The organism is Cytobacillus citreus, assembly GCF_018343665.1.
In the GTDB taxonomy this organism is placed as follows: domain Bacteria; phylum Bacillota; class Bacilli; order Bacillales; family Cytobacillaceae; genus Cytobacillus; species Cytobacillus citreus.
Genome location: NZ_JAGYPM010000004.1, coordinates 395,489 through 410,700, shown reverse-complemented (window position 1 = coordinate 410,700; position 15,212 = coordinate 395,489). Strand labels below are relative to the sequence as shown.

Genomic DNA, 15,212 nt, shown 5'->3' with positions numbered 1-15,212 from the left:
AGTTGATACTTTGGCTCGCGGAGCAAACTTTAATCATAAAAATAAAAACCATCCAGGCAATTTCCCTAAAAAATCAATTATAGAGAACAAGGCAACTGAGGCACAGGAGGATGAAGAGTTTCTCGTTGTTCAGGAAGCCTTTAAAAACCGAATAGAAGGACATGACGGAACAGAATTTAGAGATAAGTAAATGTAAAAATAGGGTCTAATAATGAAGACCCTATTTTTAAAATTTTTACAACATAAATGATTTAATATCAAGCTTCTTCAGCCATGCAGAACATGCCTCAGTATCTTTTGAGAAAATACGATCCTTCGTAATAGAAGGCACTATTTTTCTTGCTTCTTTATAGAAAGCCTTCGTCTTGTCTGCCATTTTCTCAACTCCCTTGAACTCAGCAGCCTGTAAGGCACAGATCAGTTCAATCGAAAGGACATTATTAGCATTTTGAATAATTTGATAAGCATGTCTGGCAGCGATTGTTCCCATGCTGACATGATCTTCCTGGTTAGCAGAGGATGGAATTGAATCTACACTTGCCGGATGGGCTAATGTTTTATTTTCGGAAACAAGAGCAGCTGCACAATACTGAAGAATCATTGCCCCTGATTGCAAACCAGGCTCCGGACTTAAAAATGGTGGCAGATCATTTAACTGAGGATTGACTAATCGCTCAATTCTTCGTTCCGAAATGTTGGCAAGTTCTGCTACAGCGATTTTCATAAAATCCATTGCAAGTGCAATCGGCTGACCATGGAAATTTCCGCCTGAAATGACACTTTCCCCTTCATCAAAAACAAGCGGATTATCTGTCGCAGCATTCATTTCAATTTCTAGCTTTTCCTTTACATAGTCAAGTGCTTGCCATGAAGCTCCATGAACCTGTGGGATACATCGGATGGAATATGCATCCTGAACACGAATTTCCCCTTGCTTTGTAATTAACTGACTGCCTGATAAATAGGCTCTCATTCTTTCTGCTGTATTAACCTGCTGCTGATAGCCTCTTGCAAGATGAATTTTCTCGTCAAAAGCATCGATAATCCCATTTAAGCCTTCCATAGTAACAGCAGCAATTAACTCACTTTGATAGGCAAGCTTTTCTGCTTCAAGATAAGCAACTACTCCCATTGCTGTCATTGCTTGAGTTCCATTAATGAGAGCTAGTCCTTCCTTTGCTTCCAATGTAAGTGGATTTAAGCCTTCTTCCGTAAGAACTTCAATTGAAGGTCTTCTGTTTCCTTTATAAAAAACTTCTCCTTCTCCGACAAGAACTAATGCTAAATGTGAAAGCGGAGCTAGATCCCCACTTGCGCCAAGAGACCCCTGCTGCGGAATAACCGGATGAATTTCTCTGTTCACCAGTTCAAGTAATCTTTCAATGATGATTGGTCTAGCTCCAGAAAAACCTTTCAGTAAAGCATTCGCTCTTAATAACAGCATTGCTCGTGAAACAGACTCCGGAAATGGCTCTCCTACTCCACAAGCATGTGAACGAATTAAGTTTAGCTGAAGATCTTTGACATCCTTCTGATTAATAAGTACATCACTGAACTTTCCAAAACCAGTGTTGATACCATATATGACTCTTTCTTTCTCAACAATTCTTTTTACTGCGTTATAGCTTTCTTTTACGGCCACCATACTTTCTTCAGATGGCTCGACTTTTTCCTTCTCAAATAATACCCTCTTAATTTCTGCAAGCGTTAACGTGTTTCCTGTTAGAATAACCATTTTTATTCCTCCTCAGTACATTAGCGGGATAAAGAAAAGGCTGTACTTCAAACAGAAGTTTGAAATACAGCCTTTTTGTATGGTTCATTATTCAATAGAAAGCTTTGAATCATGATCATCAATCCCAATCAAAAATTTTCCGAATATAATTAATTGTATGTTTATAATTCAACCCTTGTCAATTATTACTTTACATTTTTTAACAAATTAGATCATTAGATTGTTAGAGTGATAAAGTATTGTCATATTTCAGCAACAAATTTCAGAGTCATTAAACCTGAATAAAACCCGCCATATCAGAAATGGAGGGTTTAGGTTTCATAGGCTATATTAAGTTTGCATTTAAAGCATAAATTATAGATAAGTTACCACTTAATGCTTAAAAAGTTAGTAAAAACAATTTTTACTTGTATTTTTAATCGAATCTCGTATTAATACATATAAGAGGGTGTCCCTCATGAACAGCCTCAATTTTCTAGGCTATAATCTTCCAGGATGAATAGTTTAAATAACTACTTACTTTTTTCTAGGATGTACTTGCGAGTTCCTCATGTAGGATCTCTCCTGATCCCATTTCTACAGAGTAGCTTAATGGTGCAAATAATAGTGCTCCTTCTAAAAAAATCATACTTAAGAAATTTGTAATGTTTGAGACAGAAAAAAGAAAATATTGAATTGTATGATACAACTATAGAAGGAGGGAACAGTATGAATCATGTAGTAAAGACGTCTGGACTTACTAAACAAGTTAAAGGGAAAAATCTTGTAACAGATATTAATCTTCATATACGAAAAGGTGAGATTTATGGTTTTCTTGGGCAAAATGGTGCAGGTAAAACAACCATTATGAAAATGCTCACAGGAATTACGAAGCCAACAAGTGGAGAAATAGAATTATTTGGTCAAATGCTTAGTGAACGGTCTAAGTCGGTTTTAAAGAGAGTAGGCAGCATCATAGAATATCCGATATTGTTCGAGCATCTGACAGCTTTAGAAAATTTAAAGCTTCACTGTGAATATTTAGGATATTACGATGAAAAAGGGATGAAGCATGCGCTTGATATGGTTCACTTAAGAGGGATTGAAGACAAAAAGGTGAAGGAATTTTCACTTGGGATGAAGCAGCGGCTTGGTTTAGCAAGAGCAATCGTAGTAAAGCCTGAACTCATTATTTTGGATGAACCGACAAATGGGCTTGACCCGATTGGTATTAAGGATATTCGAGATTTAATCTTTATGCTTAACAAGGAATATGGGATCACCTTTCTTCTTTCCAGCCATATTTTAGGCGAAATAGAGCAGGTTGCAAATCGAATTGGCGTTATTAAGAATGGAAGGCTTTTAAATGAAGTAGCCTTAGAAGAAATACGAAAGCAGCATACTGATTATATCGAACTACTGACAACAAATGCAGAAAAAACTGTATATTTACTTGAAAAAGAGCTTCATATATCAAATATGAAAATAATCCAAGGGAACAGAATTCGAATCTACGATTTGTCTCATACTCAAAATGACATTTCCAAACTATTGATTCAAAATGATATCGGACTGGAAGAAATCCAAAAACATTCAAGTTCATTGGAGGATTATTTTTATAAACAAATTAATGGGGGTGGAATGAATGACTAAGTTAATTCAAATGGAATGGAAGAAATTAAACCAAAAAACCGTTTGGATGGAATTATTGATTTACATGTTGATTCTTATCTTTTTCCCTGCATTTTTCATCAAGGTGGCTATGCCTGCTTTCGGCCAAAGCTATGCTGCTGCAATTGAACTAAACGGTTTTATTCAAATGGGCTATGTTTTGTTTGGTGGATCGCTAATCAATCATGTTTTCATTGAAGAATATAAAAATAAGACCATCTCGCTTTCTTTCGGGTATCCAATAAGTCGACAAAAGTTGTTTACAGCAAAAGTGCTGTTCATCGCCCTGTTTGTCTTTTTTGCCACCATTATTACATTTATTTTATCTGGATTGACAACTTATTTGCTTGATCAGTTTTTTCCCATTATTAATGGAAAGCCGACAACTTCAGATATGTTAGAATTTTTCAGCAGCATGATGATTGGTTCAGTTTTGATTACTCTAATCAGTTTCATTCCTCTCTTTTACTTTGGAATATGGAAAAGGGCAGTCGTACCAGCCATCATTTGCTCCATATTTATTATGCAATTGCCTAATTTTTCATTATTTTTCAATGTTAAACCAGATGTTGTAGTCATCATACTGAGTATTTTAGGCGCAATAAGCATATTTCTTTCTATAAAGACTGCTGAAAGCGTAGGGGAGATATAGGAGAACATCTTCTGCAAACGTTTCCGGTTCATATGATTTTCAACAATGGGTAGCGTTAACCAATGAAGGATTAACGCTCTTTTTTTTGATTACCTATTGAATGAAGCAGGTTAGAAGAACTACGATTATTAGATGTACCCAGCAGAACAAATGGTCGCAAGGTGCCCAAATACAAATACCACTAATAAAAGCTCCTCAGTGGATTCCTGTATAACGCTCATTCGCTTAGACAGCAGTTTTGCTGACAAATGGTAGTTTGTTGTAGGATAATGGTGATGTATTTAATGGGCAAAGTATGAGGGGTAAAACTCCAAAAAGAGGAAGTGTTAAACGATGAATTTAGAAATAGTTATGCAGGAGCTTGAAGCCCTTGGCAAGGAACGAACTAAAAAAATGTACATATCTAATGGTGCGCATGAGCCGCTTTTTGGCGTGGCTACAGGTGCAATGAAGCCAATAGCTAAGAAAATAAAAATAAATCAAAATTTAGCGGATGAGCTTTATGCCACAGGGAACTACGACGCAATGTACTTTGCAGGCATTATTGCAGATCCAAAAGCAATGACTGAGTCGGATTTTGATCGTTGGATGGATTCGGCATATTTTTATATGCTGTCCGATTATGTGGTAGCAGTAACTTTAGCGGAGGCAGATATTGCACAAGTAGTTGCTGATAAATGGATCGCAAGCGGTGAAGAGCTGAGAATGTCAGCCGGCTGGAGTTGCTACTGTTGGCTTTTAGGGAATCGCTTAGACGTTGAATTTTCCGAAAGCAAGATTGCCAAGATGATTGAAATGGTGAAAAATACGATTCACGATTCGCCTGAACGAACGAAATCTGCTATGAATAATTTTCTATACACTGTTGGGGTTTCATATTTGCCACTCCATGAAAAGGCAGTCGAAACTGCGAAGGCAGTAGGTGTAGTAGAAGTCAAACGGGACAAGAAAAAAAGTAGTTCCCTACACGCTTACGAAAATATTCAAAAGGAAGTAGAAAAAGGCAGGCTTGGTTTCAAACGCAAATATGTAAGATGTTAAACAATTGCCCCGCATCACGAACAATATTCAATTATCGAGGGTGTTGATCCAAGATGGATTGATGCCCTTTTTTTGTTATAGTTAACTGATAGAGAGTGATAGTACATTCTAGTCCTGTTTCATAAATTTTGGTTACTTCTAATTTTTCTTATTTTTAGGATGTAGTCAGCTTATTCGCCCCTCATAATAAAGTGAAACTTCCATCAGTGGGGGTTTTTCGACGCACAGGACGTGCTAGTGCCGACGTTGCCACAGGACGTGGCGTTCTTAGTCGGCTTCTATCCCCCACTGATGGTTAGTTGAACCAATCACGCTCAAAACGCCACGTCCTCCCAAAAGCTCTGCTTTCGGTCGTGCGATGAAATGCGGATGAATTACTCCTTGTCCTGTGGCTTTCGCCCACTAGGACATCGTGTCCGTCGTCGGGCCCCTTTACGGGCAGTTGATCCCCCACTTAGGTTTCTTTAATTTTCTCGCAACCTTGAAGTGGGGGTCTTACTGCCCGTTAATCTGTGATAAATTCCATCCCCATTCAACTTTTTAGGGAGATTGACTGCATTTCCAACATAATAATTTGGGGACTCCCAACCACTAAACTTTTTTATAGGTAAATACACATTTATGAGTGAACAAGCTGATAGGTTAATGACTAAAGAATATAATGATTGGAGATTAGAAAAAGTAAAGGAGTACATTTTATTTATCCTAGTCAAATGTATCTGTATAATAACAATCCATATAATGATGAAGCTTATTTATTTTCAACTCCATTCCAAGAGCAGAAATTCTGCCAACCGTTGGGCTGGATACAGATGAGGTTATTTTGAAATAGACTTACTACAATTTCAATCGTTTTCTTCCTATTAACAAGAAAATGGTTTCAACGAATCTGCAAATACTTTTCCTATACACCAAAAAAGGAGGAATTATTTTGCAAAATACTCAATTTACATCGGTTAGTTTGCCCTTTCCGTCAAGATGGGGACTTAGTACTAATATTGCAGGAAGACCGATTTTTAGGGGGGAACTTACTATCAACTCTGTCTCAGGCAACACGGTAATAGGTACCGCCAATTTTCGAGGTGCACCGATTCCTGTCAATGGATACTGGGACGAAAATACGAAACAACTAAGGTTTGAAACACCGTATGCTTCATTTTCTGGTAAATTAGATATTTTTGATGACCCAACAATTAAAGTTCGTCATTTAATTTTAAGTGGACGGTTTGTTATGAAAACCACTTCATTACAGGCAGGAGATAGCGGAGATTGGATTGCTACAACTAATAGAGTTCTTACTGGGCCTCCAATAAGCACGGGTACCCTGCCGCCTGTCGGAGTCTTTCTAACATCTACTCTCCTTTATGGAAGTCAAAGGGATTTTTAGCAACATACTAATATGAATTTTCTCGCTAATAAAAGTTCCTCGTTTATCATTCAGCTATTAGACGTGCTGCTTTAAAACAAAGCACCGTCTTTTTGTGTTTTAGGTCCATATTTTAGCTAAAAAAAGGAGATGTTCCCATTGAACATCTAAGAAGTTTTAATATGAAATTTGCTTAAAAAGACAGGTGAAACTCGTTTTTTCATTTGGTTTGCTATCTAAGTGAATCGTACCCTTCATCGCTTCTGTTAAGTACTTTGTAATACTTAGTCCTAGACCGCTTCCTTGAAAATGAGGATTTCTAGCATCATCTAATGTGTATAACCGTTCAAACACCCGCTCTTGATGAATCTCTGCGATACCTTTACCTCTATCCCAAATCTCAATCGCAACAAACTCATCAACCTCCCTAAGTGTTAATCCAAAGACCCCTCCATCACTTCCATATCGGATTGAATTTGAAATTAGATTGCTTAATATACGTTCTAATGCATCTTCATTTCCCCAAATATAAAATTCCCGATCTGGAATATCAATCTCTACTTGAAGTCCTTTAGAGAGGAGCATATCATAAAACTCCAAAACACTTTTTCTGCAAATTTCATTAAGTGGTATCTTACTTAGAGGCATTACATAATCATCCGATTCTAACTTTACTAAGTCAAAAAACTGATTCAACAAACCAGTTAAACTTAATACTTTTTCATGCAGACGAGTCATAAGCATTTTCTTTTCGTCAATTGCCATACTTTCATCTAGTTTCAACTTTTCCACGTACCCTAAAATAACCATAAGAGGTGTTTTCAAATCATGAGACATATTGGAGATTAATTTTCTTAAACTAGCTTTAGTTTTTGCATAGTCTGCAATGACCTTTTGGTTATAATCCAGGAGCCTGTTAATTTGTATAAGTAATAGGCGAACGGCTTGCCAATCCGTAGGCACCAATACTTTTTCTGCTGTCTCCTGCTTAATGATATCACTTATCTTTTCGCTGATTTCATTAATATTTTGTGTAAGATTCCTCCGAAACAAATATTGTAATATATTCATAATAAGCAAAACGAAAATGATTATACAAAGAATAGGAACCATGGTTTATTCACCTAATTTATATCCAATGCCCCAAATCGTTTTAATGAATTGTGGGTTAGATGGATCCACTTCAATTTTTTCACGGAGCCTTCTTATATGTACATTAATGACATTTTCATTACCGTAATAATCATCTTCCCAAATCAAATGGTATATTTGTTCCTTTGTAAATACTCTACTTTGATTGGTCATAAACAACTTTAATATCTGAAATTCTTTTGACGTTAACTGGACATTTTTATCCCCTATATTTACAGCAAATGAATGCATGTCAAGGGTGATATCTTTATAATTAAGACTATTTTGGCAGGAGTTGCTATCTTGTGGTAGATATTCAGTTGACCTGCGAATGGCCGCATGGACTCGCGCTGTTAACTCTATCATAGAAAATGGTTTGCTTATGTAATCATCCGCTCCAAAGCCAAGTCCGAGAGCTTTATCAAGATCACTTCCTTTTGCTGAAATGATCAGTATAGGAACCCTGCTCTTTTCTCTTATTTTTTTCAATAATTCCGTGCCACTCAATTTAGGGAGCATTAAATCAAGTAAAATTAAATCTGGTTCATTTTTATTAAAAAGGGCTAAAGCCTCTTCTCCATCAAATGCAGCAGTTACTATAAAACTCTCATTCTTAAGGGTATCGGCGATTAATTGACTAATTTCTATGTTGTCCTCAACTAGCAGAATGCCTTTTTTCATACTTCCACATCCAATCAAATATGTCCATTTGTTATATAATATTATTTCTATATTTTTCAGATAATTCCTTTTTAAGTAACCTGCCGAAAATGATTCAATTTAATCATACTTTATTTTAAAATAACACAAAGGCGAAGAGCATTTGAATGCTTCTTCGCCTTTAAATTTTATTTAGTCTAACTTCATTCCTTTTAATAATTCAGCAAAAGGATTATTAATTGGTTCAGCTTCTTTTTCTTGTTGCTTTAAATACTTTTGTACAGTACGTTTATCAACTTTTCCACTGCCTTCTTTTTTGCGACGAGCTTCAAAAGCAGATAGCTTTTCACGATATCCACATTTACATGTGAAGATTTGACCTGCGCCTTCACCTCGCAGCTCCATTTTCTTTTTGCATTGAGGGCAGCGAGCGTTTGTGACACGTGAGACGTTCTTCCGGTGTCCACATTCACGATCCTGGCAAACAAGCATTTTACCTTTTTTTCCATTTACTTCAAGCATTGGTTTTCCGCAGTCAGGACAAGATTTTGTGGAAATGTTATCGTGTTTGTATTTTTTATTACTTGCTTTGATTTCAGACACGATTTCTTTCGTGTAGCCTTTCATTTCTTTAATAAAGACATCTTTTTTCAGCTTGCCTGCAGCAATTGCTTCAAGTTTTTGCTCCCACTCAGCTGTTAGAGAAGGCGATTTTAATTCTTCTGGTACCAAGTCAAGTAACTGACGTCCTTTAGATGTAAGATGAATGTCCTTATTACCGCGTTTTTCAATTAAGAATGAGTTAAATAGTTTATCGATAATGTCTGCACGTGTTGCAACTGTACCTAATCCGCCTGTTGATTTTAAGGTTTCAGCCAATCTTTTATCCTGGGTATTCATATATTTCGTTGGGTTTTCCATCGCTGATAATAATGTTGCTTCATTAAAACGAGCTGGCGGTTTTGTTTGACCAGAAGTTTGCATGATTAATTTTACGTTTAATACATCACCTTTTTCAATGCGAGGTAAAATTTGTTCTTTTAAATCATCTATACCTTCTTCATCATCTACAAAACGGTTTTCATATACTTCTTTCCAACCAGCGTGTACAATCATCTTTCCGCGTGCAACGAAGTTCTCATCTCCTATTTTTGCACGAAGGGTTAATTGCTCGTATTCGTATGCTGGGAATAGTACTGCTATAAAACGTTTTATAACTAAATCGTAAATTTTACGTTCTTTGTCAGTGAATTTCGCCATTTGAACGAAGCCTTCAGTTGGGATAATGGCATGATGATCTGATACTTTACTGTCATCTACAAATGCTTTAGATGCTTTAATAGGTTTGTTTATCACCTTGTTGGCTAATGGACGATATTCTCCAACTCCACATGCTTTTAAACGCTCTGGAAGTGTTGCGACAATATCGGATGAGATATATCGTGAATCTGTACGAGGGTATGTTAATACTTTGTGCTGCTCATACAGTTTTTGCATAATATTTAATGTTTCTTTTGCAGAGTAGCCGTAGATTTTATTTGCATCACGCTGCAGCTCTGTTAAGTCATAAAGACCCGGTGCGAATGATTTCTTCGGTTTTTTCTCAATTTCAGTAACAATCGTCTTTTCCCTAGTGAGTTTTCGAATGATTGTATCGATCTTCTCTTTATCGAAGCTGCGCGTATTTCCTTTTGCATCTTGCCAAGTAAGCTTAAGTTTATCCGCTGTTTGTGCTTCAATACCGTAGTATGTTTGTGCTTTAAAGCTTTTAATTTCCTCTTCACGTTGGGCAATCATGGCAACAGTTGGTGTTTGTACACGTCCGCAGTTAAGCTGAGCATTGAAGCGCGTTGTCAGAGCACGAGTAGCATTTAAACCGATATACCAGTCTGCTTCTGAACGTGCCACTGCTGATTGATACAGATTGTCATAGTTTTTACCTGGCTTTAAGTTGGCAAATCCGTCTTTAATCGCTTTATCTGTGACAGATGAGATCCACAAACGTTTTATCGGTTTATTTATTTTTACTTTATCAATAATCCAGCGTGCGACTAGTTCTCCTTCTCTCCCTGCGTCTGTCGCCACGATTATTTCACTAATATCCTTTCTAGTCAGCTGACTTTTAACCGCATTAAACTGTTTTCCAGTTTGCTTAATAACTGTCAATTTCAAACGATCAGGCAGCATAGGCAGATCTTCTAAATTCCACGTTTTATATTTCACATCATAGCTTTCTGGGTCAGCAAGAGTGACTAGATGTCCAAGTGCCCAAGTTACGATATATTTATCTCCTTCAAGATATCCATTTCCCTTTCTACTACACTTCAGCACACGTGCGATATCTCGTGCAACAGAAGGTTTTTCAGCAATTACAACACTTTTTGCCATATTTATAACATCCTTTCGAGTTTCCGTAAGATAAATATAGCATACGTCCCAAATAGATTCAGTTTTTCCGAAGATTCCAATGAATTATTGAACCTGTTGCTAAACTAATAGGGTATTTACTAGTAAATAAATATGGTAAAATTTAGATAAAGTGAAACTTCCATCAGTGGGGGTTTTCGACGCACAGGACGTGCTAGTGCCGACGTTGCCACAGGACGTGGCGTTCTTAGTCGGCCTTCATCCCCCACTGATGGTTAGTTGCGGCCCACAGGAAGTGGGGCACGCAGACGTTGCCACACGATGTGGCGCTTTTAGTCTGTGTTCATTTTTCGGGCTTTTACGGGCAGTTGTCCCCCACCTATCTTCCTCGCTTCTCTCTCAATCTTGAGGTGGGGGTCTTACTGCCCGTTAATGCGGGATAAAAAGGAGTTGGCAGCCATTAAAACTAAAATCAATTTTCCATTTATCTATTTTTTTATGGAACCAAATGTCGTTTTTGTTTATAAAATTGAAACGCAAAATTATGTAACTGTATCAGATTTTATTAAAAGAGGTCAATGGGAGACGTTTGAATTAGATCATGGAGAAATATTTGATATGTTTAATCATGAAGTTAGCAAACCACTTGAAGGTAAAGGTTACTTTATTAATGAAGTTGATCTGAACATTATGGTAGAAGAAATAAATAAACATATTCAAAAAAATCGCCATTCCCTTTCCCTACCTCAATATGCTGGCGGAGCTAGTGCAGTGCATATCATTACCTCAGAATCTGCAGCAGGTTCTTTAAGAGTGGGGCTTGAAAGACCTAAGGTTGTGATTGGATTTCCAGACTGCTTTTCGATTGGACCATTGTGGAAACTAGATGAAAAAATAGGTCAAGCTTACCGAAATGAATGGTTACAGGAAAATATTAATTTTGAACAGGATGATTATGAATATCAAAATAAATTTACAAATACACTGCGAGAAATTGAGGATATACCAACTGAAGTTCCTATTTACATCTGGTATGGTAATAATGCCGATGAACAAACTGGACTTCGATTTTTCCTAAATTTATTGCGGGACAAAACAAATGAGATTTTTCTTATCAACTCAACTGACCTCTATGAAAGATATATTCATTCTATAGATGAAGAGCAGCCTACTTTCCATACAAGTCAGATTGAATCTAGGAACTTAAGACTTCTATTTGAACAAGGCAATGGGAATCAGCCCTTATCTGATAGGGATCGAATTCAATTTCAAAGAGAATGGGAGACATTATCACTGACGAGTGATGTTCTACGATTATGGATTAATGGTGAAATAATAGGTGTGTCTGAACATTATTATGATCCACAAATTATCAGTACACTTGAAAAGCTGCACATTGAGCAAGAAAACAAAGATTTTATCCAGACTGGAAGAGTAATTGGGGAAACATTACAACAAATGGATGAGGTTGTTAATGTTTTCTTTTTAGAGTATAGGATTAGGCATTTAGTATACAGTGGTGTACTGGAGTTAAAAGGAATACCAAAATCAATGAGACATTATCGTGTTAAACTTCGGTAATGGAGCATTCATTTAAGTACAACACTGAATTATACAATCTTGGAACAAGTCTTGGTCAACTGCGTAAAGCTGTGATGGAAGATAAGGATTAATTGAAACACTATATACTCTTTTAAGAGCGTAGAAAACGCTCTTTTTATTTTGTCATAAACAACTTGTCTACACCATAGCATGTACTATCAAATGGAAGGAGTGTGACAAAATGTTAAACAGGATAGCCAATCGCTTTTCGAAACTGGTTGAGAGATATTTACCCGATGCATTTGTTATTGCAGTATTCATGACCATTCTCGTCTTCGTTCTCGGATTTATTATGAAGCCTTCTGAACCTATCAAGCTATTTAAGTCATTCGGAGATGGTTTTTGGGTGTACCTCGCTTTTACAATGCAAATGGTTCTTTTGCTGATGACCGGTATGGCTTTGGCTTCAGTCCCTGTAGTACAGAGAATTCTAGAGGCACTGGCATCTAAGGCAAAGACCGCAAATCAGGCTTACATCATGACTTTTCTTGTATCCTCAGCTGCGTATTATATTAACTGGGGGCTTGCAGTTGTAGTTGGTGCTATAATAGCGCGTGAATTAGGGAAAAGGAATAAGCATGCTCACTTTCCGCTCCTAGTTGCATGTGCCTACACCCCTACTGTCCTATTCGCAGCTGGCTTATCAAGTTCAATTGGCTTAACAGTAGCGACAAAAGGACATTTTTTAGAAGAAATTATGGGCGTTATTCCAACTTCAAACACCATTTTCCATTCGGGTACTATCATCATATTTTTAGCACTTTTAATTACACTCCCAATCTTTATTATCCTCATGGCACCTAAACAAGGAATTATCTCGTACACTCCCCCAATCCAAAATAAAGAAATCGAAGTAAAAAATGAATCTAGAAGCAGTCCTGCAGAACGATTGGAAAACACTTCATTCCTTGGAATTCTGACAGGGATTATTGGTATGGTATATGTTATTAATGAGTTTATTAATGATAGGGACTTAGATTTAAATATAATTAATATTTTCTTCTTATCACTTGGGCTGATACTCCATAAATCACTTGGTCAATATGCAAAAGCATTCAAAGAGGCAGGTACCGCGATTTCCCCTATCATTCTGCAATTCCCTTTTTATGCAGGGATCATAGCCGTATTAGGGAGTTCCGGACTAGCTGAATCAATCATTAATGGGATGGCATCTGTAGCCAGTAAAGAAACTTTCGATATCTTTACTTACTGGACTGCAGGACTCGTTAATATTCTTGCCCCTTCTGGCGGCGGTCAATGGGCCTTGCAAGGGCCTCTTCAAGTTCCAGCTGGTTTGCAGCTTGGAGTAGATCCCGCAATTACCGCAATGGCAGTTGCCTGGGGAGATGCCTGGACAAACCTGATTCAACCTTTTTGGGCGTTGCCAATTTTAAGTGTAGTAGGTCTTCATATTCGTCATATTATGGGCTACTGCATTTTATTGAGTGTTTGGGTTGGGGTTTTAACGACTGTATTAATGCTATTTGTTTATTAATTTGATATAAGTTATCTTTAAAAAACGAAAATCGGCTGGTTAGCCGATTTCTTTTTTTTCTCAAGTTTCGAATGAAACAGAAAATAATTTCTTGAATTACTTTCCAATTTGGTAGTATGATAGCGTTATTCTAAAAAAAATATCGAGGATACATCATGAGAATTAGAGATTGGGATTCAAATTTAAAAGTTAGGTTGTTCGGAGAAGCGGCGATGAATATCACCTTTTGGATGTTCTTTCCGTTTTTAACGATTTATTTTGCAGGGGAATTTGGTAAAGATAAAGCAGGACTACTCCTTATTTTTTCTCAAGTATTTTCTGTATTAGCCAATTTAATGGGCGGTTATTGCGCAGATCGATTTGGAAGAAAAACGATGATGGTTTTTTCAGCATTTGGTCAAGGCATAAGCTTTCTCATATTTGCATTAGCAAATTCTCCTTGGCTTAATTCACCATGGCTTGCTTTTATTTGTTTTGCTTTTGTTGGTATTTTCGGATCATTTTATTGGCCAGCAAGCCAAGCAATGGTCGCTGATGTAGTAGAGGAAAAACATCGAAGCGATGTATTTGCTATTTTTTATACTTCGATTAATATCGCAGTTGTTGTTGGTCCTATTTTAGGCGCCATTTTTTATGCGAATTATCGCTTTCAGCTTCTTGTCATTGCTGGAATCATCTGTATAGCTTTAGCGGGAATATTAGCAAAAATGACTAGAGAAACTGTGCCTGAGCAGCTTAATAACAAGAAAGAGAATAATAAATGGTACTCAGTTTTACTAAATCAAATGAGAGATTACGGAATTATCTTCAAAGACAAAACCTTTCTTCTTTTTATCATTGCAGGTGTATTAGCTGCACAAACATTTATGCAGCTAGATCTCTTAATACCTGTATACACGAATGAATTTGTTCAAAACCAAGCACTTTTCAAATTTGGAGATTGGTCTTTTACCATTCAAGGAGAACAAGCCTTTGGTATTCTTTTAGCAGAAAATGGCTTCTTTGTAGCTTTATTTACAGTGGTTGTAACAAGATTCATGGCCAAATACAAAGAAAGAAATATATTTTTCCTCTCCTCCCTTACATACGCAGCAGCGATTATTATGTTCGGGCAAACATCTTGGATTTGGGGATTAATTATTGCTATGGCTATTTTTACATTAGCAGAGCTGATGACAGCTGGCTTGCAGCAAAGCTATGTTTCAAAAATTGCTCCTGAACATATGCGAGGGCAGTATTTTGCAGCTGCCAGCCTTAGATTTACATTCGGAAAAACAATTGCTCCCATATCTATTCCTTTAACCGTATGGATAGGTTATGATTGGACATTTATTATCCTCGCTGCTCTTGCCGTTATAAGTGCCTTTTTGTATTGGATCATGTTTACTATTTCAGAAAAAATAAAATTGCTTCCTGCAAAAAAGGGATCTGTTTGAGATCTCTTTTTTGCTCATTTAAAAAATCGGACATCAATTGGAAAATTTTAAAAGATTTTAATCTTCAAAGTTTCTTT

The 15,212-nt window shown here is 36.8% G+C and carries 12 protein-coding genes; 8 read left to right on the top strand and 4 right to left on the bottom strand.

Annotated elements, in window-relative coordinates; translation table 11 throughout:
- Positions 1–10 precede the first annotated feature (10 nt).
- Positions 11–190 (top strand): hypothetical protein, encoded by a 180-nt coding sequence (locus KHA94_RS18520; protein WP_057776053.1) that lies wholly within the window; start codon positions 11–13, stop codon positions 188–190.
- Between the two features lie 45 nt (positions 191–235).
- On the opposite strand, the gene hutH is transcribed toward KHA94_RS18520, so the two are convergent.
- The gene (gene hutH / locus KHA94_RS18515; RefSeq protein ID WP_213103607.1) at positions 236–1,735 is read right to left on the bottom strand and encodes a histidine ammonia-lyase; all 1,500 of its coding nucleotides are present in this window, start codon (positions 1,733–1,735) and stop codon (positions 236–238) included.
- 708 nt (positions 1,736–2,443) lie between these two features.
- Between hutH and KHA94_RS18510 the strand changes: the two genes are divergently transcribed.
- The 4 genes from KHA94_RS18510 (at position 2,444) to KHA94_RS18495 (ending at position 6,465) form a co-directional block, all read left to right on the top strand.
- A complete protein-coding gene (locus tag KHA94_RS18510; protein ID WP_213103606.1) occupies positions 2,444–3,367 on the top strand; it encodes an ATP-binding cassette domain-containing protein in 924 nt (307 codons plus the stop codon).
- Positions 3,360–4,037: an ABC transporter permease gene (locus KHA94_RS18505; RefSeq protein WP_213103605.1), complete on the top strand. Its 678-nt coding sequence runs from the start codon at positions 3,360–3,362 to the stop codon at positions 4,035–4,037. The genes KHA94_RS18510 and KHA94_RS18505 overlap by 8 nt, the downstream gene beginning before the upstream one ends.
- Before the next feature lie 333 nt (positions 4,038–4,370).
- A complete protein-coding gene (locus KHA94_RS18500; protein WP_213103604.1) occupies positions 4,371–5,078 on the top strand; it encodes a DNA alkylation repair protein in 708 nt (235 codons plus the stop codon).
- 931 nt (positions 5,079–6,009) lie between these two features.
- A complete protein-coding gene (locus KHA94_RS18495) occupies positions 6,010–6,465 on the top strand; it encodes a hypothetical protein (RefSeq protein ID WP_213103603.1) in 456 nt (151 codons plus the stop codon).
- Positions 6,466–6,621: 156 nt separating this feature from the next.
- Here the strand turns inward: KHA94_RS18495 and KHA94_RS18490 are convergent, their stop codons facing one another.
- From KHA94_RS18490 to KHA94_RS18480, 3 genes are all read right to left on the bottom strand, one after another.
- Entirely contained in the window at positions 6,622–7,557 is a 936-nt protein-coding gene (locus KHA94_RS18490; RefSeq protein WP_213103602.1) for a sensor histidine kinase, read from the bottom strand.
- 3 nt (positions 7,558–7,560) lie between these two features.
- Entirely contained in the window at positions 7,561–8,256 is a 696-nt protein-coding gene (locus KHA94_RS18485) for a response regulator transcription factor (protein ID WP_213103601.1), read from the bottom strand.
- Between the two features lie 171 nt (positions 8,257–8,427).
- On the bottom strand, positions 8,428–10,623 hold the full coding sequence (locus KHA94_RS18480; RefSeq protein WP_213103600.1) for a DNA topoisomerase III: 2,196 nt from the start codon (positions 10,621–10,623) through the stop codon (positions 8,428–8,430).
- A 411-nt stretch (positions 10,624–11,034) separates the two neighbouring features.
- Here KHA94_RS18480 and KHA94_RS18475 point away from each other — a divergent pair, with 411 nt between their 5' ends.
- The 3 genes from KHA94_RS18475 to KHA94_RS18465 all read left to right on the top strand — a co-directional run bounded on the left by KHA94_RS18475 (position 11,035) and on the right by KHA94_RS18465 (position 15,135).
- Positions 11,035–12,183: a DUF1835 domain-containing protein gene (locus tag KHA94_RS18475; RefSeq protein WP_249365597.1), complete on the top strand. Its 1,149-nt coding sequence runs from the start codon at positions 11,035–11,037 to the stop codon at positions 12,181–12,183.
- A gap of 202 nt (positions 12,184–12,385) precedes the next feature.
- Positions 12,386–13,699 (top strand): short-chain fatty acid transporter, encoded by a 1,314-nt coding sequence (locus KHA94_RS18470; protein ID WP_213103599.1) that lies wholly within the window; start codon positions 12,386–12,388, stop codon positions 13,697–13,699.
- Positions 13,700–13,854: 155 nt separating this feature from the next.
- Positions 13,855–15,135, top strand: a complete 1,281-nt coding sequence (locus KHA94_RS18465) for an MDR family MFS transporter (RefSeq protein WP_213103598.1) — start codon at positions 13,855–13,857, stop codon at positions 15,133–15,135.
- Positions 15,136–15,212: the final 77 nt, after the last annotated feature.